17 protein-coding genes are annotated in these 20,576 nt (G+C 71.1%); 9 read left to right on the forward strand and 8 right to left on the reverse strand.

From position 1 onward, the window contains the following. Positions 1–24: 24 nt before the first annotated feature. Positions 25–1,224 (reverse strand): cytochrome P450, encoded by a 1,200-nt coding sequence (locus tag IEZ13_RS26275; protein ID WP_183223764.1) that lies wholly within the window; start codon positions 1,222–1,224, stop codon positions 25–27. Between the two features lie 197 nt (positions 1,225–1,421). Between IEZ13_RS26275 and IEZ13_RS26280 the strand changes: the two genes are divergently transcribed. After that, positions 1,422–2,723 carry a glycosyltransferase family 39 protein gene (locus IEZ13_RS26280; RefSeq protein ID WP_229795040.1) on the forward strand — a complete coding sequence of 434 codons (1,302 nt, stop codon included), beginning with the start codon at positions 1,422–1,424 and terminating at the stop codon, positions 2,721–2,723. A gap of 230 nt (positions 2,724–2,953) precedes the next feature. Here IEZ13_RS26280 and IEZ13_RS26285 read toward each other — a convergent pair whose 3' ends face one another. The 5 genes from IEZ13_RS26285 to IEZ13_RS26305 form a co-directional block, all read right to left on the reverse strand. Next, a complete protein-coding gene (locus IEZ13_RS26285; protein ID WP_183223768.1) occupies positions 2,954–3,400 on the reverse strand; it encodes a lamin tail domain-containing protein in 447 nt (148 codons plus the stop codon). Between the two features lie 143 nt (positions 3,401–3,543). Beyond that, positions 3,544–6,048: a rifamycin-inactivating phosphotransferase gene (gene rph, locus IEZ13_RS26290; protein WP_203834003.1), complete on the reverse strand. Its 2,505-nt coding sequence runs from the start codon at positions 6,046–6,048 to the stop codon at positions 3,544–3,546. 57 nt (positions 6,049–6,105) lie between these two features. After that, positions 6,106–6,525, reverse strand: a complete 420-nt coding sequence (locus IEZ13_RS26295) for a DUF6114 domain-containing protein (protein WP_183223770.1) — start codon at positions 6,523–6,525, stop codon at positions 6,106–6,108. A 2-nt stretch (positions 6,526–6,527) separates the two neighbouring features. Then, positions 6,528–7,130, reverse strand: a complete 603-nt coding sequence (locus tag IEZ13_RS26300; protein ID WP_183223772.1) for a DUF6230 family protein — start codon at positions 7,128–7,130, stop codon at positions 6,528–6,530. Positions 7,131–7,246: 116 nt separating this feature from the next. Beyond that, the gene (locus IEZ13_RS26305; protein WP_183223774.1) at positions 7,247–7,978 is read right to left on the reverse strand and encodes a TetR/AcrR family transcriptional regulator; all 732 of its coding nucleotides are present in this window, start codon (positions 7,976–7,978) and stop codon (positions 7,247–7,249) included. Positions 7,979–8,120: 142 nt separating this feature from the next. Between IEZ13_RS26305 and IEZ13_RS26310 the strand changes: the two genes are divergently transcribed. Together IEZ13_RS26310 and IEZ13_RS26315 are read left to right on the forward strand one after the other, a co-directional pair. After that, the gene (locus tag IEZ13_RS26310; protein WP_183223776.1) at positions 8,121–9,023 is read left to right on the forward strand and encodes a hypothetical protein; all 903 of its coding nucleotides are present in this window, start codon (positions 8,121–8,123) and stop codon (positions 9,021–9,023) included. A gap of 19 nt (positions 9,024–9,042) precedes the next feature. Further along, complete coding sequence (locus tag IEZ13_RS26315) at positions 9,043–9,702, forward strand: Tat pathway signal sequence domain protein (protein ID WP_183223778.1); 660 nt, start codon at positions 9,043–9,045, stop codon at positions 9,700–9,702. On the opposite strand, the gene IEZ13_RS26320 is transcribed toward IEZ13_RS26315, so the two are convergent. Then, on the reverse strand, positions 9,695–10,375 hold the full coding sequence (locus IEZ13_RS26320; RefSeq protein WP_183223780.1) for a TetR/AcrR family transcriptional regulator: 681 nt from the start codon (positions 10,373–10,375) through the stop codon (positions 9,695–9,697). The two genes, IEZ13_RS26315 and IEZ13_RS26320, sit on opposite strands and share 8 nt — an antisense overlap. 100 nt (positions 10,376–10,475) lie before the next feature. Here IEZ13_RS26320 and IEZ13_RS26325 point away from each other — a divergent pair, with 100 nt between their 5' ends. From IEZ13_RS26325 to IEZ13_RS26350, 6 genes are read left to right on the forward strand one after another with little or no spacing between them, the layout of a single operon-like run. After that, on the forward strand, positions 10,476–11,411 hold the full coding sequence (locus tag IEZ13_RS26325; RefSeq protein WP_183223782.1) for a hydroxymethylglutaryl-CoA lyase: 936 nt from the start codon (positions 10,476–10,478) through the stop codon (positions 11,409–11,411). Continuing rightward, positions 11,408–12,979 carry a carboxyl transferase domain-containing protein gene (locus IEZ13_RS26330; RefSeq protein ID WP_183223784.1) on the forward strand — a complete coding sequence of 524 codons (1,572 nt, stop codon included), beginning with the start codon at positions 11,408–11,410 and terminating at the stop codon, positions 12,977–12,979. The genes IEZ13_RS26325 and IEZ13_RS26330 overlap by 4 nt, the downstream gene beginning before the upstream one ends. Before the next feature lie 5 nt (positions 12,980–12,984). Beyond that, on the forward strand, positions 12,985–14,949 hold the full coding sequence (locus tag IEZ13_RS26335; RefSeq protein WP_183223786.1) for an acetyl/propionyl/methylcrotonyl-CoA carboxylase subunit alpha: 1,965 nt from the start codon (positions 12,985–12,987) through the stop codon (positions 14,947–14,949). 60 nt (positions 14,950–15,009) lie between these two features. Next, the gene (locus tag IEZ13_RS26340; RefSeq protein ID WP_183223788.1) at positions 15,010–15,744 is read left to right on the forward strand and encodes a leucine-rich repeat domain-containing protein; all 735 of its coding nucleotides are present in this window, start codon (positions 15,010–15,012) and stop codon (positions 15,742–15,744) included. Beyond that, the gene (locus IEZ13_RS26345) at positions 15,741–16,871 is read left to right on the forward strand and encodes an AAA family ATPase (protein WP_183223790.1); all 1,131 of its coding nucleotides are present in this window, start codon (positions 15,741–15,743) and stop codon (positions 16,869–16,871) included. Before IEZ13_RS26340 ends, IEZ13_RS26345 begins: the two co-directional genes overlap by 4 nt. After that, a complete protein-coding gene (locus IEZ13_RS26350) occupies positions 16,868–18,145 on the forward strand; it encodes a vWA domain-containing protein (protein WP_183223792.1) in 1,278 nt (425 codons plus the stop codon). Before IEZ13_RS26345 ends, IEZ13_RS26350 begins: the two co-directional genes overlap by 4 nt. Here IEZ13_RS26350 and IEZ13_RS26355 read toward each other — a convergent pair. Further along, positions 18,114–20,429, reverse strand: coding sequence for a leucine-rich repeat domain-containing protein (locus tag IEZ13_RS26355; protein ID WP_183223794.1), 2,316 nt, complete (start codon positions 20,427–20,429; stop codon positions 18,114–18,116). The two genes, IEZ13_RS26350 and IEZ13_RS26355, sit on opposite strands and share 32 nt — an antisense overlap. Positions 20,430–20,576 lie beyond the last annotated feature (147 nt).

Here is a 20,576-nt window from a genome sequence, read left to right on the forward strand (position 1 = left end):
TACCCGAACCCGGTCTTGACCATGTCAGTTAGCCGGACGGAATCGCAGGCGCAGTTTCGACGGAGCCCTGGTGAACAGGCCCTGGAGCACCGGCGTCGCGGCGAGCTCGATGTCCTCCATGGCGTCGAGCAGATCGTTCGCGGCGATCTCGACCTCGGTTCTGGCGAGCATCGCGCCGACGCAGAAATGGCGGCCCAGCGCGAATCCGGTGTGGTTGGCGGCGGCCGTGTAGGCCTTGCCGAAATCGAGGTCGGGGCGGGAGACGTCGAACCGGTCGGGGTCGCTGTATCGGCGCGGATCTCGGTTGGCGGCGGCGATCAGGCAGATCACGGTGGCGCCCTTCGGAACGGTTCCGCCGGACAGTTCGACGTCCTCGGACGGCTGCCGCATGATCATCTGGACCGGCGGTGAGTGCCGCAGCGTCTCGGCGAGCGCGTTGCCGATGAGCGACCGGTCGGCGCGCACCTTCGCCATCTGATCGGGGTCGCGGACCAGGTTGAGCATCATGCTGGCGAGGGCCTTGTCGGTGGTCTCGCCGCCGGCGACCAGCAGCAGGCTGACGAACGCCTTCACCTGCAGGTCGGACATCCGCTCGCCGTCGATCTCCGCGGTGCCGAGCAGCGACAGCAGGTCGTCGCGGGGTTCGGCGCGGCGTTCGGCGATGCGGGGCAGCATGTACGCCTCGAGCTCGTCCCGGGTCCGCATCCCGTTCGCGGCTACCGTCTCGTCCTGGGTGAGGTTCGACAGGAAACCTATGATCGACGTGTACCAGCGGCGGAACAGGTCGTGGTCGGATTTCGGCAGGCCGAGCATGTCGACGATGACGTTGATCGGGAAGCGGGTGGTGAACGCGTCAACCAGCTCCACCTCGCCGTCGTCCCGGAAGGCGTCCAGCAGCTCGCGGCTGTTGCGGCGGATCACCGGGACGAACTTGGTGGTCAGCTCGCTGCCCTTGAAGGCCGGGGTGACCAGGCGCCGGTGGATCGAATGCTCCCGGCCGTCCATCTGCAGGATCGTGCGGCCGTGCACCGGCTCGAGCTGCCAGCCGTAGTTGTCGCTGGTGAACACCGGGTCCTTGAAGGCCCGCTCGACGTCGTCGTAACGGCTGATGACGTAGGCGTTCATGCCCTCGTGGAAGCTGAGCGGATCGGTCTCGCGCAGCGCCTCCCAGACCGGAACCGGGTCGGTCAGGCATTCGGGGGACAGGATGTCGGTGACGGTCATCGGAGGCCTCTCGCCGGTGCGAATTCTGATTAACTTTTCGTAGCCGACCAATCGAGGCCGGTCAACCCGGTGTCGCCCACGCGACGGCCGGCCGGGCGGCGATCCGGCGCGGCCCGGCTACGCTCCGGTCGCGCCGCGTATAGCCTGGCTGCGGTAACCTGGCGCAGCGATTTATGTCAATGCGGTCAACATTGGTATTGGGAGCGCTCCCGAGCCGTCCTGAAAGGCTGTTCCCCATTTCCGACGCCACCACGACCCGCGCAGATGTCACGGCAGCAGACGAGACCGCCCCGGCCGACCGGCTCACCCGGCTCCGGACCGCGGCCCGCCACGCGGCCCCCGCGATCTACCTCTATCTGCTGTTGCGCACGGTCAGCCTCTGGGTCATGCACGTCCTGGCGTCCCACGCCGCGGTCCGGTCCCCGGGCCGGCAGGTCTTCCCGGACGGTTCGATCAACAACCAGTGGCGAAGCTTCACCTCGATCCTAGACGCGCTGCTGTCCTGGGACGGCCGCTGGTACGCGAAAATCGCAGGTGGCGGACTGGGCGGCCCGGTCGGCGCGGTGGACGCCGACGGCATCCCGTACGAGATGCGCCTGGTCTTCTTCCCGCTCTACCCGTGGCTGGCCCGCCCGCTGACCTTCCTGGGCATCTCCCCCGAGGTCGCCTGCCTGATCGTCTCGTTCATCTCGGCGATCGCGGCCGCCTGGGGCCTGTACGCCATCGGCCGCCACGTCCGCGACCACCGCACCGGCGTCATGCTGGCCGCCGTCTGGGCCGTCGTCCCCGCCGCCATGACCCAGAACGGCGCCTACACCGAATCGCTGTTCACCGCACTCGCCGCCTGGGCGCTCTACGCCGTGCTCAAGGAACGCTGGCTGATCGCCGGGGTGCTCGCCTGCGTGGCCGGGCTGAGCCGTCCCACCGCCGCCGTGCTGATCGGCACGGTGGGCCTGGCCGCGCTGGTCGCCGCCTTCTCCCGGCGCGGCGGCTGGCGCCCCTACGCGGCCATGGCCCTGGCCCCGGCCGGGCTGCTCGCCTACATCGCCTACGCCTCGGCCAGGCTCGGCGGTTACGAGCGTTACTTCAGCATTCACGAGAACACGTTCGGCGCGCGCTGGGACTACTTCGAGAACACCTGGAACATGTCCACCGACATCCTCATCGGCGTGGACGACGACAACTCCCAGAAACCCATCCGGGTCCTGTCCCTGCTGATCCTGGCCGGTTTCATCCTGCTGTTGGCCCTGCTGGTCAGCCGGGCCCCGTGGCAACTCACCGTCTTCGCGGCCGTCATGCTCATCATGGCCACCGGCTCCCGCACCCACATGTCGATGGTGGGCCGCCACCTGCTCCCCGCGTTCCCGGTCCTGCTGGTGCCGGCCCTGCTACTGGCCCGCCTCCGGAACCGGGACCTGATCATCGTGCTCGGCGCCCTGGCCCTGCTGTCCGGCTGGTATGCGGGCTGGCTCCCGTTCATCTCCGGCCAGGCCATCTGACCACCCAGCCCCGCGATCCCGCGCCCGTACCGTGGCCGCCGGGTCGCGTCGTGGTTTCGGCTGGCTCCCATGGCTGTTCGAACGTGTTCGAACAGCCATGAGAGCCAGCCCGGACCACCCACTCACGCCCGGCGCGCGCGGCACGGTCTGGAGTGGCAGCGCCTCGCGTGGAGCGGGCGGGACGGCCGGGATTCTGCGGGGGCGGGGATGCCCGTACCGGAATGTGGTCTTCAGCAGGCGATGCGGGTGCGGCCCGACTTGTTGCCCCACTTGCAGGTGTCGTGGGTCTTGCCGGCCTTGGTGCGCAGCGTGGCGGTGTCGCCGGTGTTGTTCCAGACGTAGTTTCCGGAGCCCCAGTACAGGTGGGTCTTCGTGTTCGTGCCCTTGCCGGTGTGCAGGTAGACCTTGCCGCCGTTCGCGGCGATGGTGACGTTGCCGAAGGTGTACGTCTTGGACTTGTCGACGATCGACCAGCCGGACAGGTTGACGGCCTTGCCGCTCGTGTTGACGAGAGCGATCCACTCAGCATTGAGGGACGTGTTGGAGCGGGTGTCCTTGCCTGGGGAGTCGTACTGGGTGGAGTGGAACCGCAGGGCGGGCCCGGCGGCCTGGGCCGGAGTGGTGCTGACCAGGGTGGCGGCGACCGCGATGACGGCCCCCAGGATGGTACGGCGCATGAAAGGTGTATCTCCTCGTGTCCGAAACGGAAGACCGCATTCTCGCGCGCTCACCGGTGGACCGGCGACGGACGCCGGGTCCGCCGATCGACCACTTTTCCTCGCCGAAAGTCGGCTGGAACCGAGGATCGGCGGACGCGGGGTCAGAGGATCTCGACGTAGCCGGCGGTTCCGTGGACGCGGATGCGCTGACCGTCCTTGATCAGGGTGGTGGCGTTCTCCACACCGACGACCGCGGGCAGGCCGTACTCCCGGGCGATCACCGCGCCGTGGGTCATCAGGCCGCCGACCTCGGTGACCAGGCCGCTCACCGTGACGAAGGCGGGCGTCCAGCTCGGGTCGGTGAACGGGGTGACCAGGATGTCGCCGGGCGCCAGGTCGGCGTCGGCCAGGTCGTGCAGGACACGGGCCCGGCCCTCGACGGTTCCGGCCGAGACGGCCAGCCCGGCCAGCGCCCCGGGCGGCAGGTCGTCACGCCGGTAGACGCCGGTGACGATCTCGCCGTCCGAGGTGAGGACCCGTGGCGGGGTGAGCGCCTGGTACGACCGGAACGCGTCCCGCCGGTCACGGATGAGACGGGCGTCGGCGTGCTTCGTCCGTACGATGTCGTGAAGTTCGTCAAGGTTGACGAAATAGATGTCGTCGACATTGACGAGAACTCCGGCATCGACCAGACGTCGAGCCTCCACCAGTAGCGCCAGTTTGTAGACGTAATAGCGGCTGACCAGGTGATACTTCGGGTATTCGCGGTAGCCGATGAAGGTGCGGACCCGGTCGATCATCCGTTTCGTCTCGGCGGCCTTCGCCTCCCCGTCCGGGAGTTCGCGCAGCCGGGCGAGCACCTCCCGCTCCTTGCGGGCGGCCTCCCGGAGACCCTGTTCGACGCGGCGGGCGCGGGCGCCGGCCTCGGCGTTGCGGATGTTGCTGAGGATCATCGGCACGATCGCGAGGGGGTGTTCACTCCACCGCGGGCGCGTGATGTCGATCTCGCCGACGCAGCGCATGCCGTACTCGTCGAGAAAACCCTGGATCGCGGCGCGCGCCGGCTCCGGGAGCCGGTCCAGGAAGCCGTCGTCCCCGGCTCGCGACAAAAGATCGACGACTTCGGGGTACGGGCGGAGCGCGTCCGCGACGTCCAGGAGCGCCATCCCCATCTCCGAGGTGACGTTGCCCGGGGCGGACAGGCTGAGCGTGTCGGCGGCGCTCTTCTCCCCCAGCCAGGTCTCCAGGTTCTCGTTGAGCCACCAGGTGGCGTCCATCCCGGCCATGATCGCCTGCATGTTCCGGGGCTCGAAGAGGGTCCGCCGGATGCCCTGGATGTCGGCGATGACGAAGGCGATCAGCTCCGGCCCGGACAGCCCCGCGATGTCCCGTTTCAGCGCCGCCAGCTCGGCCTCCCGCAGCCGGATCAGGTCGGCGACGATCGCCGGGTCGGTCTCGATGGGTTCCGGCCGGTCCAGGCCCGGGGTGCGCGGGATCTCCGCCGGCGGCGGCGGGAGGAAGCCCTCCCGGTCGAGGACCGCCCGCAGGGCGTCGCCGATCAGCGGATCCGACCTGGTCAGCGCCTCGGCGAGGGCCGCACCGACGGCCGGGGACGCGAGCCGGCTGGTCACGTCGACGAACAGGCGGCCGCCCGCGTCGACCATCGGGCCGGGCGAGGTCAGCTTCCACACCGAGAGGCCGAGCGGGGCGATGGCCTCGGTCATCATCTGCTGGTGGCCGACCGAGACGTACACGTGATTGTCGGCGTCGGTGGTCACCGGGACGGGGAAGAGCGTGGTGATCGGCCGGCTCTGCACGATCGCGAACCCGTCGGCGTCCAGGCACCACTCGATGTCCTGCGGAGCGCCGAAGTGGGCCTCGATCCGCCGGCCGAGGTCCGCGAGGCGCAGCGCCTCGTCGTCGGTGAGGACCGGCGGCGGCCCGGCCTCGCGATGGTCCGGGACGCCGGAGCCGTCGGCGATCACCCGGGCCGTGACCGCGCCGTCGCGTACCCGGTAGACGTCCGCGTTCACCTGGCCGGAGACGAGCGCCTCACCGAGGCCGGGGGCCGCGTCGATGGAGGTGACCTTCCGGTCGCCGCTGACCGGATCGGCGGTGAACATGATCCCGGCGGCCCGCGAGGCGACCATCTCCTGGACGACGACGGCCATCCGCACCGTACGGTGGTCGATGCCGTTGCGCAGCCGGTAGGCGACGGCCCGCTCGGCGAAGAGCGAGGCCCAGCAGCGGCGTACGTGGTCCGGCACCGCCCCGGCCGCGACGTTCAGGTAGGTGTCGTGCTGCCCGGCGAAGGATGCGGCCGCCGAGTCCTCGCCGGTCGCGCTGGACCGCACGGCGTAGGTGGTGTCCGCACGCGGCGGCAGGCTGAGTTCCGGTGGCAGCGGGACCGACTCGACGGCGTGGCGCAGCTCCGCGCTGAGCACGCGGATCGTCTCCCGGTCCTCCGGCGCGACCGTGGACAGCCGGTCCAGCAGGTCCCGGATCCCGGGGGCGATCAGGTCGTACGCCTCGGTGGTCACAACGAAGCCGGCCGGCACTCGGAGGCCGCCGATCCGGCCGAGTTCCCCGAGGTTCGCGCCCTTGCCCCCGGCGAGGGCGGTCGCCGTCCGGTCGATCTCCGTCAACGTCACGATATAGCGGCTCACCAGGCGATTCTGGCCGATCACCCGGGCCTTGCGGCAAGCCCCCGTCGCAGAGATACGTTAGAGAGGGGAGGCGGCCCCCTCAGGACCGTCCCCGGGGATGCCGGGGGTCCAGGCGAAGGCGAGCGCGCCGCCGATCAGGGTGAGCAGCAGGCCGATGACGAAGCCGCCCATGTTGGACGTGATCCACGAGGCGAGCGCGCCGACGACGCAGATCAGCGAGTAGAAGAGGCGCTGGGCCGGGTTGAACCAGAGCAGCAGCCCGCACAGGACGATCACGACCGGGATCAGGTAGCCGATGAAGCCCTGCATGCCGACGTGCAGGACGACACCGAGCGGGGCCCACACGGTGAACAGGATCTCGGTGCCGCCGAGCAGGACGAACAGGCCGGCCCAGAACGGGCGGGCGTGCCGCCACGCGCCCCAGGCCCGCCAGGCGCGGGCGCCTGGCGAGACCCGGGTGTCATCGAGGTCCGGCATGCTCAGCAGCCGTCCGAGGTGAAGGCCATCCGCAGGTTGGGCAGGTAGAAGGTGGCCGCGGTGGTGGCGTAGTTGTTCTGCCGCAGGTTGGTGAGGGTCACCTCTTCGGCCTGCTGGCCGAAGACCCCGATCGCGCCCTTCCTACCGGGCACCCGGTCCAGGGTGCTGGCGTCCTGGCCGATGTCGATGGTCTTGAAGGTGGCGTTCGCGGTGATCACGTCGGAGTCTACGACGAGGGTGTCGGCGGTGACCTTGTCGGTGGGGCTCCCAGCGGTGATCTTGAGGTTGATGCCGCCGAGGGCGATGCTCTGGCACAGGCCGTCGAGCTCGGCGTCGCGGATGGCGGAGACGATGACGAGCACCTGGCCGCCGGTGTCACCCTCGTTGGGGCTGCCCGGCGCCATGTTGTCGATCTCGGCGTACTGGGCGAAGCCGTACCCGTGCAGTTTGGGCGAGGTGACGGTGAACGGCATGCCGGAGATGGAGAAGGAGGCCGCGAGCACCCCCTCGCCGGTGAGCAGGATCAGGCCGGCGGCGCCCGCGAGGCCGCCGAGCAGCATCGCGGTGAACCGGCGCCAGCGGGTCCGGCCGTATGTGGAGGACATGCATTCTCCCTGCGGAAAGACGCTGTGTGGGCACTGCGGATGCCGCACATTGGCGCTACTCGATGGATTTCGGCGAAGTTACGCCCCGGTAACCAGAGCCGTCAAGACGCATTCGGTCAGTGAAAAACCTCGTCGGTATCTGACGTGGCGCACGGGGCCACCACCCGCTCCCCCACCGATGGCGCGGCCAGCTCGGCGGCGGCCCCGTCCCGGCCCAGGAACGGGGCCATCATGAAGTAGCCGAGCATCGGCAACAGGCCGGGCAGGTCCGCGACCCGGCCGCCGGCGACGTGGCCGTAGATGGTCGCGTAGACGCCGCCGACCACGGTCTCGACCAGGCCGTCCGGGACCGGCGGGGCGTCGGCGAAGAAGTGGGCGAACCGGCCCAGCAACTCGGCCCGCTCATGGCGCGCCCGGGGGCCGGCCGCGTCGATCTCCACGATCGCCATGGTGGCGAACGCCGGGACGCTGGCCAGCACGTCGAGCAGCACTTTCAGGGCGGCGCGGGCCCCGGTGCGCCAGTCGCCGGCCGCCGCGTACGAGGAGTCCATGAGTGACAGCAGCACCGCGGTGCCGTGCCGGTACGTGTCGAGGAACGCGTCCTCCTTGCCGGCGAACAGCGCGTAGAACGCCGGCCTGGTCACCCCGGCCGCCGTGCAGATGTCGCTGACCCGCGCGTTCGCGTAGCCCTTCTCGGCGACCGTGTGCACGAGCGCGTCGTAGAGCCGCTCGCGCTGCCGGGCGGCCACCGCCTCGGGCGTCATGGACCGTGGACCACGCTTGATGGCCCGGGCCGGGTCACGTCCGGGCCGGGCGCCGGGAAGCGGGCTGACCACCGCATCGGTCATCGACATCCCCCAATGTCTTGACATCGGATACCGCGCAGGTTTCTCATACCGAAAGGTACGGACCTCGATGGTCGCCTTCAATCCCCGGAACGCTGCGGAAACGGCCGGGCCACGTCCTTCGACGAAAAAGAAGGGTGGCGCCATGCCCGCGTCACGGCTCACCTCCGTCCTCGCCTCGATCGCCGCCACGGTTCTGGTCCTCGGCGTCCCGGCCCCGGCACGCGCCGAGCCAGGCGGCGCGTACACCGGCCTCGGCGCGTGCCCGCTCACCGCCGCGACCATGAAGGATCCGGCGAACCTCCAGGTCGGATGCGTCCACTCGGTCACCAATGGCGGCAGCATCACGATCGGCTCCACCACGGTGGCCTTCGAGGACCCGATCACCGTCCAGTTCGGCATCTACTGGCCGGCGAGCGCACCGGTCCGCGAGTTCCCGGACGGCAGCGCCGCCAACGTCTACTCGACCGTCCCCGCGGCCGGCGGGAAGACCCTGATCGCCAGGCCGCTCCAGGTCACCCTGCCCGGCATCGCCAACCTGATCCCGGGCGTGACGAGCGTCTTCGCCCAGGTGGAGCCGGCCGGTCCGATCACCGAGTTCGTCCCGCTGGCCGCCGGCTCGAACACCCCGGTCTTCACGCTGCCGGTCAAGCTGCGCCTGCGCAACGCGCTCTTCGGCGGCCACTGCTACATCGGCTCGGAGACTGTCCCGATCCGGTTCCAGCCGACCACCGGCACCACCAGCCCGCCGGCGCCCAACGGGCCGGTCACCGGCGACCCGGGCACCCTGCACATCGTCCCCGACCCCAACGGCTTCCAGACCCTCGGCGCCGGCTTCACCGGCGCGACCCTGGTCGACAACGCGTACGCCGTACCGAAGGCGAACGGCTGCGGCCTCATCCCCGGAAGCCTCGACGCCATCATCAACCTGGCCTTCGGCCTGCCGTCGGCGGCCGGGAAGAACGCCGTCGTGTTCGGCGCCAACGACACGGCCCTCGCCATCTCCCCCACCTTGGACGACCTGACCCAGGCACTAGCCGCCTCCTGATAGAGAAGGGTGCACCCCCATGCACAGCAAGCGCATCACCGTCGCCGTCCTGACCGGCGCACTCGTCCCCCTGCTGATCGGCGCCGCACCGGCGCTGGCCGACGACGGCACCGTGCTCACCGCCGGCGCCCCGGCCGGCACCGCGGTCGCCGTCGGTGACACCATCGCGTCCGGCCTCGCCACCGGCACCCAGGCGGTCTTCGCCACCGCCGCGGCCGGCGCGAACGGCATGAAGTGCAAGACCTCCAGCCTCAGCGCGGTGGTCAACGACAACCCCACCGCGCCCGGGGCGGCCGCCCTCGGCGCCACCCTCGGACTCGCCGACTGCACCGTCACCGGGGTGATCGGGGTCCTCGGCGTCAACAGCGTGGCGATCAACAACCAGCCCTACGCCACCACGGTCGCCAGCGACGGCACGGTCACGGTCAGCGGCACCGACACCGCGCCGATCTCCGCCACCCTCGTGCTGCGCACTCTGCTCGGCACGGTGACCTGCGTCTTCACGGCCGACAAGAACAGCATCACCGGTACGGCGGACAACGCCGACAACTCGATCAGCTTCACCGACCAGCAGTTCAACAAGTCCACCGGACCGGCCGCCTGCGTGGCGAACGGCTACTTCACCGCGAAGTACACCCCGGTCGTCGATTCGGCGGGGTCGCCGGTCTTCGTCAACTGACACCCGCCGGTAGTCGCCCCGGCGCCCGCTGGACGGTCGCGATCGCGCTTGCGATCCGGTCGTCCAGCGCGGCGCCCTGCTCCGTGTCGCCGGCCAGCCCGCCGAGGATCTCCCGGGCGAACCGGCTCGCGATCTCCTCCACCGACTGGCTGCCGTCCGGCTGATACCACGTCCACGCGTAGTTGCACATGCCGAAGATGTGGAACGCCGTCATCCGCGGGTCGCTGGTGTGCAGCACCCCCCGCCGGGCCCCGTCGGCCAGGATGTCCACCACGATCTGGGTGTAGCCGACCCGCTGCTGGCGGACGAAGTCGTTGAGCTCGCCCTCGAAGTAGCGGATCAGCTCCCGCAGGCAGGCCAGGCTCGCCGCCCGGTCGTCGCGGTGCGCCGCCAGCAGCGCGTAGATCATCGCCACGAGCCGGCCCACCGGGTCGTCCAGCTCGGCGAGAATGAACTCCGCCTCGGCGAACCGCCGGCCGAAATACGCCTCGTGCAGCTCTCCGAGCAGCGCCTCTTTGCTGCGGAAGTGATGAACGATGGTGCCCTTGCTCAGACCCAGCTCGGCGGCGATGTCCCCGAGGCTGGTGTCGGCGTAACCACGTTGTGCCACGTGCTCGGCGAACACCCGCAGGATGGCGTCACGGGAGCTGGCGCGTGCGGGCCGGACGGTCACCCGCCCACTATACGAAGATCCCTCCGGCGGCCGCTAGACGCTTGTTGACCGTACGTGCGGTCAGTTAAGGTCCGAACGAGCAAACCCAGGAGGTATCGCCGTGACCGCTTACGGCGTCACACCGTTGTCCGGGCTGCCGGCCCGCGTCACGATCTGCGAGGTCGGGCCCCGCGACGGACTACAGAACGAGGCCCGCCCGCTGCCGGTCGAGGTCAAGGCCGAGTTCATCGAACGGCTCGTCGACGCCGGGCACACCGTGGTCGAGACGACCAGCTTCGTCCACCCGCGGTGGGTTCCGCAGCTCGCCGACGCCGAGGAGCTGCTCGGCCGGCTGACGTTCGCCGACGGCGTCCGCTATCCGGTGCTGGTGCCCAACGAGCGCGGCCTGGACCGGGCGCTCGCTCTCGGGGTCCGCGACATCGCGGTGTTCGCCAGCGCCACCGAGACGTTCGCCCGGCGCAACCTGAACCGCACCGTCGACGAGTCGCTGACCATGTTCGCGCCGGTCGTCGAGCGTGCCCGTCGTGAGGACGTGCGCGTCCGCGCGTACCTCTCGATGTGTTTCGGTGATCCCTGGGAGGGTGAGGTGCCCGCCCAGCGGGTGGTCGACGTGGCGAAACGCCTGATGGCGATGGGGTGCACCGAGCTCAGCCTGGGCGACACCATCGGCGTGGCCACCCCCGGCCGGGTCGCCGCGCTGCTCGGCGCGCTGACCTCCGCCGGCATCGGCATCGAGACCGTCGCGGTGCACTTCCACGACACGTACGGGCAGGCGCTCGCCAACACCCTGGCCGCCCTCCAGCACGGCGTCACGATCGTGGACGCGTCGGCGGGCGGGCTCGGCGGCTGCCCGTACGCCAAGAGCGCCACCGGCAACCTGGCCACCGAGGACCTGCTCTGGCAGCTCGCCGGGCTCGGCATCGAAACCGGCGTCGACCTGCGCAAACTGATCGACACGAGCGTCTGGATGGCGGAGCGGCTGGGCCGCCCCAGCCCATCACGAACCGTGACCGCCCTCGCTAAGGAGAACCGATGACCGCACATCCGGTCCTGGGCACGCGCGTGGACCCGGGCGGTGACCAGTTCACCCGCAACGCCGAGGCGCACCGTGCGCTGGTCGCCGACCTGAACGCGACGCTCGCGACGGCCCGGCTCGGCGGACCGGAGAAGTCCCGCGCCCGGCACGTGGAACGCGGCAAACTGCTGCCCCGCGACCGCGTCGACACCCTCGTCGACCCGTCGTCGCCGTTCCTGGAGCTCTCCCCGCTCGCCGCGCACGGCCTCTACGACGGGCAGGCGCCGGCCGCCGGGATGGTCACCGGGATCGGCCGGGTCGCCGGGCGCGAGTGCGTGATCGTGGCCAACGACGCCACGGTCAAGGGCGGCACCTACTACCCGATGACCGTGAAGAAGCATCTGCGCGCCCAGGAGGTGGCGCTGCACAACCGGCTGCCGTGCATCTACCTGGTCGACTCCGGCGGCGCGTTCCTGCCCAAGCAGGACGAGGTGTTCCCGGACCGCGACCACTTCGGGCGGATCTTCTACAACCAGGCGCAACTGTCGGCGCGGCGGATCCCGCAGATCGCGGCGGTGCTGGGCTCGTGCACGGCCGGCGGGGCGTACGTGCCGGCCATGTCCGACGAGGCGGTCATCGTCCGCGACCAGGGCACCATCTTCCTGGGCGGGCCGCCACTGGTGAAGGCGGCCACCGGCGAGGTCGTCACGGCCGAGGAACTGGGTGGCGGTGACGTGCACGCCCGTACCTCCGGGGTGGTCGACCACCTGGCCGACGACGACGCCGACGCGCTGCGGATCGTGCGGTCCATCGTGTCCACGTTCGGCCCGCGGACGCCCGCGCCGTGGCAGCGGATCGGTGTCGAGGAGCCGGCCGTGGACCCGGCCGACCTGTACGGCGCGGTGCCCACCGACCCGCGGATCCCCTACGACGTACGGGAGGTCATCGCCCGGATCGTCGACGGCTCCCGGTTCGGCGAGTTCAAGCCGGACTACGGGACCACGCTGGTCACCGGGTTCGCGCACATCCACGGCCACCCGGTCGGGATCGTCGCCAACAACGGGGTGCTGTTCTCGGAGTCGGCGATGAAGGGCGCGCACTTCATCGAACTGTGCGACCAGCGCGGCATCCCACTGGTGTTCCTGCAGAACATCACCGGGTTCATGGTGGGCCGCGAGTACGAGGCGGGCGGCATCGCCAAACACGGGGCGAAGCTGGTCACCGCAGTCGCCACCACCCGGGTCCCGAAGCTGACCGTGGTGATCGGCGGCTCGTTCGGGGCCGGGAACTACGCCATGTGCGGCCGCGCCTACTCGCCCCGGTTCCTGTTCATGTGGCCCAACGCGCGGATCTCGGTGATGGGCGGTGAACAGGCCGCCCTCGTGCTCGGGACGGTCGGGTCCGGCAACGACCCGGACGCCATCCGCGCCCAGTACGAGACGCAGGGCCACCCCTACTACTCGACCGCGCGGCTCTGGGACGACGGGGTCATCGACCCGGCCGACACCCGTACCGTCCTCGGTCTCTCCCTGTCCGTCGCCGCCAACGCGCCCCTCGCCGACCCGGCGTTCGGCGTCTTCCGGATGTGAGCGCCATGTTCTCGACAGTCCTCGTCGCCAACCGCGGTGAGATCGCCGTCCGCGTCATCCGCACGCTGCGGCGCCTCGGGATCCGCTCGGTCGCCGTCCACTCCGACGCGGACCGGGAAGCGCCGCACGTCACGGCCGCCGACGTCGCGGTCCGCATCGGCCCGGCCGCGGCCGCTTCGTCGTACCTCTCGATCGAGGCCATCGTCGCGGCGGCCCGAAACGCGGGCGCCGAGGCCGTCCACCCGGGCTATGGCTTCCTGTCCGAGAACACCGCCTTCGCGGCCGCGTGCGAGGCCGCCGGCCTGGTCTTCATCGGGCCGCCGGCCATGGCGATCGACGCGATGGGCGACAAGATTCGCGCCAAGCAGACCGTGGCGAAGGCCGGTGTGCCGGTCGTCCCCGGATCCGAGGGTGTCGGCCTGTCCGACGCCGAGCTGACCGCGGCGGTCACCGGGATCGGCTATCCGGTGCTGCTCAAGCCGTCGGCCGGCGGCGGCGGCAAGGGCATGCGCGAGGTGCACCGGGCCGAGGACCTGGCGGCCGCGATCGCGAGCGCCCGGCGGGAGGCGCGGGGCTCGTTCGGCGACGACACGCTGCTGGTCGAACGGCTCGTCACCACGCCCCGGCACATCGAGATCCAGGTGCTCGCCGACCGGCACGGCAACGTCACCCACCTCGGCGAGCGCGAGTGCTCGCTGCAACGCCGCCACCAGAAGATCGTCGAGGAGGCGCCGTCGCCGCTGCTCAGCGACGAGCAGCGGCAGGCGATGGGCGCGGCCGCCTGCGACGCGGCCCGCGCCTGCGGGTACGTGGGCGCCGGCACCGTCGAGTTCATCGTCGCCGGGGACCGGCCCGACCACTGGTACTTCATGGAGATGAACACCCGGCTCCAGGTCGAGCATCCGGTCACCGAGGAGGTGTACGGGGTGGACCTGGTCGAGGCGCAACTGCGCGTCGCGGCGGGCGAGGTGGCGCCGTGGCCGGCCTCTCCGGCGCCGCGCGGGCATGCGATCGAGGTTCGGGTGTACGCCGAGGACCCGGCCGCCGGATTCCTGCCGACCGGTGGCCGGATCCTGGCGCTGCGCGAACCCACCGGTGTCCGGGTCGACTCCGGGGTGACCGAGGGCGGCGTCGTCGGCTCCGACTACGACCCGATGCTTTCCAAGATCATTTCGTACGGGGCGGACCGCGCCGAGGCGCTGCACCGGCTCGACGCCGCCCTGGCCGGGACGGTGCTGCTCGGGCTCGGCACCAACATCGGGTTCCTGCGGGCGCTGCTCGCCGACCCCGACGTGCGTGCCGGGAACCTCGACACCGGGCTCGTCGGGCGCCGCCTCGACACGCTCACCGGCCAGGACCTGCCGTCCGACGTGCTCGGCGCCGCCGTCGGGCTGGCCCTGCTCGACCTGGAACCGGCCACGCCCGCCCTGGCCGACCCGTTCGACATCCCCGGCGGGTGGCGGCTCGGCGACCGGGCCTGGACCACCCGGCGGATCGGCGCGGCCGGGTACGAGCCGGTCGTCATCCGGTACCGGGGACGGGCCGCCGACGCCGAGATCAGCATCGACGGCGGGCCGGCGGTGCGGATCGCCACCCGGGCCGACGGACGGCACACGCAGGACGGGGTGACCCGCACCTACGCGTACGCCCGGGACGCGGCCGGGGTGCTGTGGATCGGGCGCGACGGGCGGGCCTGGGCGCTGCACGACCACGAGGCGCTGGACGCCTCCGCCGACGGGGCGGCCGGAGCGGGCGGCCCGATCCTGTCACCCATGCCCGGAACCGTCACCGTCGTCGCCGTCAGCGAGGGCGACCGGGTCACCGCCGGGCAGACCGTCGCCGTCGTCGAGGCCATGAAGATGGAACACGCCCTCACCGCCCCGGTCGACGGCACGGTCACCGAACTGCGTGCCCGGGCCGGCGCGTCGGTCGCCAAGGACGCGGTCCTCCTGGTGATCGAGGCGGATTAGCCGAAGCGGAACCCGCCGGGCGCGACCAGCCGGTCGCGCCCGGCACCTAGCATGTGCGGCGTGCCGGAGATCGAGAAGATGTCGCCGAAGGAACGGATCGAGGCCGCACGCGCCGCGCGGTCACCCACCCTGGACCTGTCCCGGTGTGGTCTCGATGAGCTGCCGAAGGCCGTTCGCAAACTGACCCACCTGCGGTCTCTCACGCTGCGGTTCAACAACATCGAGGACCTGCCGCACTGGCTGACCGAACTCGATCAGCTGGTCGAGCTCGACGTCCAGGCGAACGACCTGGCCGGGGTACCCGAGGTCATCGGCGACCTGACCGGCCTGCGCGTGCTCACTCTGGACGAGAACAACCTGGAGGACGAGCCGCTCGACCTTCTCGGCGGGCTGACGGACCTCACCCACCTCTCGCTGGTCGACACGCGCTCGGGCCGGCTTCCGGAGAGCATCGGCAACCTGACCGGGCTGACCGACCTCGACCTGTACCTGAACTGGTTCAACTGCACACCGGAGAGCCTGCCGGACACGCTCGGGCAGCTCACCGACCTGACCCGGCTGGAGCTGGCCGGCAACGGCCTGTCGACGGTGCCGGAGTGGATCCGCCACCTGACGAACCTGCGGGTCCTCGGGCTGTGGCGGAACGAGATCGACGAGTACCCGCAATGGCTCGGTGAGCTGACCGCGCTCACCGAGCTGACGCTGCCCGACGACCCCGACGACGAGCTGCTCGCCATTCTTCGCCGGCTGCCTCACCTGCGGAGAATCAACGACGAGGACGTGGATCTTCGATGACGGCCGGCGCCTTCGCCTATGTGACGTACGGGACTGAGTGCGACCCCGGCGAGCTCGTGCAATTCCTCGACCACGCGATGACCGTCAACGACCGCCTGGCCACCGAGGGCCGGCACCAGACTCCGGTGTGCGTGTGGGGCCGGCACGGGATCGGGAAGACCGAGATCGTCGAGTCCGTGGCCGCCGCCCGCCGCGTGCCGCTGGTGTCGATCGCGCCGGCGCAGTTCGAGGAGATGGGCGACCTGCTCGGCATGCCGGTGGTGGTCGACGGCGGCACGGCGACCCGAATGGCGCCGCCGGAATGGGTGCCCCGGCAGGACGGGCCGGGCATCCTGCTGATCGACGACGTCAACCGCGCCGACGACCGGATCCTGCGCGGCATGATGCAGTTGCTGCAACGGTCCGCCCTGACCTCGTGGCGACTGCCGGCGCGGTGGCAGATCGTGCTCACCGCCAATCCGGACGGCGGTGACTACTCGGTGACGCCGATGGACGACGCGATGCTCACCCGGATGCTGCACGTGACGTTGCGCTTCGAGGTGAAACGGTGGGCGCGCTGGGCCGAGGCGCACGACGTCGACCCGCGCGGCATCGCGTTCGTGCTGGCGTACCCCGAGACCGTGACCGGATCACGCACCACGCCGCGAACGCTCGTACAGTTCTTCGACCGGATCCGCGACATCACCGACCTGCGGGCGAATCTCGGCCTGGTCACCATGCTCGGCGAGGCCTGTCTGGACAGTGCCACCGTGTCGGCCTTCGTCGCCTTCGTCAACCGCGGCCTCGACGTGCTGGTGACCCCCGAGGAGATCCTCGGGGCCAAGCAGTTCGGCCCCGTCGCCGCACGGCTGACCGAACTGGCCGGCCAGGGCGCCGAACGCCGGGTCGACATCCTCGCCGCGGTCTGTACCCGGCTGGTCAACGTCCTGGCGGCGCGCCGGGCGAAGCTGACCGCGACCGAGGTGAACAACCTGCGGTCGATGCTGCGGCTCGATGCGCTGCCCGAGGACATGCGGCTGGCGCTGGCCCAGGACCTGGCCATGCTGGACGGTACGGTCGGTGCGTCGCGGGTACTCAGCGACCCGGCCACGGCACGGATGCTGCTGATGGCGGGAACGATGCGGTGAACGAGCCGCCCGACGCGCGGTCGGTCCGTGCCTGCGTCGACGCGGCCGCCCGGGATCTCCTGATCCGCGAGCCGTTCTTCGGGCACCTGCTGGTCGGCACGATCCGGTCGGTCGGCTCCAGCGGCGCGGCGGTCCGCCTGGTGCCGACCCCGGTGGCGCCCGGGCTGGAGATCGGGACGGGCGAGTGGTCGACGCTGGCCCCCGCGGCCCGGACCGCCTCGCTCAAGCACGAACTGCTGCACCTGGCGCTCAAGCATCCGCTGCGCGGCCGGACGTACGCGTCCCGGCAGCTCTGGGACCTGGCCTGTGATCTGGTGGTCAACCAGCTGATGGACGTGTCCGACCTCCCCGGCGCGATCACCGCCGGGCAGCTTCGGCTGCCGCCGGACCGTTCCGCGGACGAGTACTACGAACTGCTACGGGAGCCGTTCCTGGCGGCCTGCCACGCCGGTGGATGCGCGTTTCCGGACCCCGGCGCCGACGGGACCCGCGACAGCGGCGCGGAGGGCGCCGTGGCGGCCATCCGGCGCTGGCTGGCGGGTCCCGGGGCGGCCCGGCATCAAGGGTGGCCGGAGTTCGCCGCGCTGCCGTCGGCGACGCTGTCGACGTACACGCACAGCGTCGACAGCCTGGTCGCTTCGACCGTACGCCGGGCCCGGCGCCGGGGCTGGGGTTCCCTGCCCGCCGCACTGGTCGCCCGGTTGGAGTCCGCCGACAGGCCTCCGGAGATCCCGTGGCAGCGGGTGTTACGGCTGTTCGGGGCGACCAGCGAACGGACCTTCGTGCGTAACGTGCTGTCCCGGCCGTCGAAGCGGTATGGCACCGCGCCGGGCACCCGGGTTCGCCGGCGGACCCGGCTGGTGGTCGCGGTCGACACCTCGGGCAGCGTCTCCACCGCCGACATCGCCGCGTTCTTCGCCGAGATCCACGGGATGTGGCGGCGCGGGGCGGACATCACCGTACTGGAAGCCGACGCCGAGGTGCACCGCGAGTACCAGTACCGGGGGCGGGCGCCGGCGGCGGTGACCGGGCGGGGTGGCACCTGCTTACGGCCGGTGCTGGTGCGGGCCAACGAGCTCGCCGCCGACGGGCTGGTCTATCTCACCGACGGTCACGCGCCGAGCCCGTGCGAGCTGTGTGTCCGGCCCCGCATGCCGGTGCTGTGGGTGCTGACGGCCGACGGCGTGGCGCCGGACGCCTCCCGCCTGCCCGGGCGCAAAACCCGCCTGACCCGCCCGGCGGTCAGGCGTCCGCCAGATCGGTCCGGACGGTGACGCCACGCCCCCGCAGCCGGGCGATCAGGTCCCGGTTGGTCGCGTCGTCGTCGAGCGACGCACCCTCCAGCAGCAGCTGGCGCAGCTTCGGAAGGCCGGTCAGCCACTCGGGGAGCCTGCGCAGCCGGGTTCCCCGAAGGTTCAGCCCCACCAGGTTCGGCATCGCGCGCACGGAGTCCGGCAGCGCGGCGACGTGCTGGTGGCTGATGTCCAGATGGGCCAGCCCGGTGAGCCCGTCGAACAGATCCGGCAGCGTGGTCAGGTGGACGGGCCAGGGCGGCTTCCAGTTGGACAGGCCCAGGCTCAGCCGCACCAGACCGCCCATCGCGAACAGGACCGTCGGGACCTGTTCGAGATGATTGTTGGACAGGTCCAGATTACGCAGGTTGCGCAGTTCCGCGAACCCGGCCGGCAGCGAGGTGAGCCGGTTGCGTCCCAGGTCGAGGGTGTGCAGGCCACTGAGGCGTCCGATGTCGCCGGGCAGTTCCACGAGGCCGGCCTGCTCGATGCGAAGGTGGCCCAGGTCGGTCAGTTCCAGGACATAGGGCGGCAGGTGCGTGAACGTCATCCATCCACCGATGACGTCCAGCATCCGCCCGAACCGGTCGGGGTCCCGCCGGGCGATGAGCAGGGTGAGCAGCCGGACCTCGTCGATCGTGCCGGGGCACAGCTCGGCCAGATCGTGTACGGCGGACATCACGTCCCATGAGGCGGCCGAGTCGCGGAACACGTTCGTCCGGGCGAACGCGCCGGCCAGCGCGTCCCGCAACGCCGCCGGGGCGTGTTCGGCGAGCAGTTTCTGGGCACCGCCACGGACCGGCCGGCCCAGCCGGGTGTCCTTCCAGACCACGATCAGCTCCTCCAGCAGCCCCGGCGGCAGGCCACCCTGCCGGGCCAGGTCCACCGCCAGCTTGATGTTGGCCTCGTCCGGCGACGTCAGCAGCGCCCGCAGCCGGGCGGCCAGTTCCTCCCCCTCCCCGGCGGCGCCGGACAGCGGCTGCGGTGCGACCCGGTCGAGCAGGTCACGCAGCTGGGACTCCAGGATCAGGGGGACGCCGGCATCCAGGTATGCCAGCGCCCGGCCCTTGTGCTGCTCACCGACGACGGCCAGCCGGGTCGCCGGGCCGGGCCGGCGCTGCAGGGTGGCACCCAGCTCCGCGAGCCGGTCGGCCAGCACCGCCTGGTCGGAGTTGATCCTCCCCGCCGGCAGTACCCCGTCACCCGGGCGCAGGCCACCCTCCGGGGCGGTGAGCCGGTCGGCCAGCAGCCGTTTCGCGGCCTGCCGGACCGCCGGCACGCCCGAGTCCATCGCCGCCACCAGGTCGCGTACGCCGGACTGTTCCGCCGTGCCGTCGCCGGTGCCGAACAACAGCGCCACGTGCAACAGCCGCTCCGGCATCGGCAGGTCCCGGCGTGCGAAGTCGGTTCGCAACGCCCGTATCTGACCGGGCCGGACGGCCTCGCCGCTGCTCTCGAAGGTGAACTCCTGCAGGGTCGGCGCCTGGACCAGCCGGGTCAATGTGCCGGTGGGCAGCGGACCGCGGAAGTGGGCACTCAACTCCAGCCGGGCCAGCCTCGGCAGGTCCGCGAGCGCCGCCAGCGTTTCCTCATCGTCGGCCCAGACGTCCACCCACTCCAGGTTGACGAACTCCCGCAGCCGGCCGCCGGGGCTCCCTCCGGCCCTGAGACGGCGCACCGCCGCGGGGCCGGCCGCGCGTGCGGCGTCCATGCCGCGGAACAGTGGCGGATCCAGATGGGCGAACAACTCCGCGTACCCCGGATGAGCCCACATGGGGGCCAGCGCCATGTCGTCGCGGATCAACCAGAGGGAACCGTCGTTACGCTTTCCGGCGGCGACCATCTGCACCACCCGGTCCCGGTCACCCAGTTCGAAGTAGACCCGGGCCGCGCAGTGGAAGATCTTCGGGTACTCCGCTCCGTGCGGCAGCGCCGCGGCCAGGTAGACACGCGCCCGGTTCGGGTCGATCGGGTCGGCATACTCGTGGTAGAGCGTCTCCAGCGCCGCGCAGTAGGTCTTGGCCTGCAGATCCGGCAGGGTCACCAGGTCGTCGAAGAGAACAGGCGCCTCGGCGACACGGCCGGCGGACGCGAACCCGGCGACCTCCTCGCGCTTGCTCGCCGAGCCGGCTGCCAGGATCTCCCGCCGCTCCACGGGCTCCAGCGCCCGCCATGTCGCCGCGTACTCCCGCTTGAGCGACCTCGCGAGCGCGGTCGCCCGGCCCGTACGCAGGCATTCCCGCACCGCCGCCACGTCATGCCACATCCGTCGTACGCTCCCCTGTCCGGCCGTCCGGTCGCCGAGTGTGGCACCCCGGAACAACCTTCGAAATCGGAACCGCCACGGTCGGGCAGACCGTGGCCGTCGTCGGGGCCATGAAGATGGAACACGCCCTCACCGCCCCGGTCACCG

It is taken from the genome of Actinoplanes campanulatus (assembly GCF_014647795.1).
GTDB classification, from domain to species: Bacteria; Actinomycetota; Actinomycetes; order Mycobacteriales; family Micromonosporaceae; genus Actinoplanes; species Actinoplanes campanulatus.

Bases quoted from the DNA above. Each gene is read 5' to 3' on its own strand.
- IEZ13_RS26275 (WP_183223764.1), bottom strand. From the start codon at position 1,224: ATGACCGTCACCGACATCCTGTCCCCCGAATGCCTGACCGACCCGGTT.
- IEZ13_RS26285 (WP_183223768.1), bottom strand. From the start codon at position 3,400: ATGCGCCGTACCATCCTGGGGGCCGTCATCGCGGTCGCCGCCACCCTG.
- IEZ13_RS26295 (WP_183223770.1), bottom strand. From the start codon at position 6,525: ATGCCGGACCTCGATGACACCCGGGTCTCGCCAGGCGCCCGCGCCTGG.
- IEZ13_RS26300 (WP_183223772.1), bottom strand. From the start codon at position 7,130: ATGTCCTCCACATACGGCCGGACCCGCTGGCGCCGGTTCACCGCGATG.
- IEZ13_RS26305 (WP_183223774.1), bottom strand. From the start codon at position 7,978: ATGACCGATGCGGTGGTCAGCCCGCTTCCCGGCGCCCGGCCCGGACGT.
- IEZ13_RS26310 (WP_183223776.1), top strand. From the start codon at position 8,121: ATGCCCGCGTCACGGCTCACCTCCGTCCTCGCCTCGATCGCCGCCACG.
- IEZ13_RS26315 (WP_183223778.1), top strand. From the start codon at position 9,043: ATGCACAGCAAGCGCATCACCGTCGCCGTCCTGACCGGCGCACTCGTC.
- IEZ13_RS26330 (WP_183223784.1), top strand. From the start codon at position 11,408: ATGACCGCACATCCGGTCCTGGGCACGCGCGTGGACCCGGGCGGTGAC.
- IEZ13_RS26335 (WP_183223786.1), top strand. From the start codon at position 12,985: ATGTTCTCGACAGTCCTCGTCGCCAACCGCGGTGAGATCGCCGTCCGC.
- IEZ13_RS26345 (WP_183223790.1), top strand. From the start codon at position 15,741: ATGACGGCCGGCGCCTTCGCCTATGTGACGTACGGGACTGAGTGCGAC.
- IEZ13_RS26355 (WP_183223794.1), bottom strand. From the start codon at position 20,429: ATGTGGCATGACGTGGCGGCGGTGCGGGAATGCCTGCGTACGGGCCGG.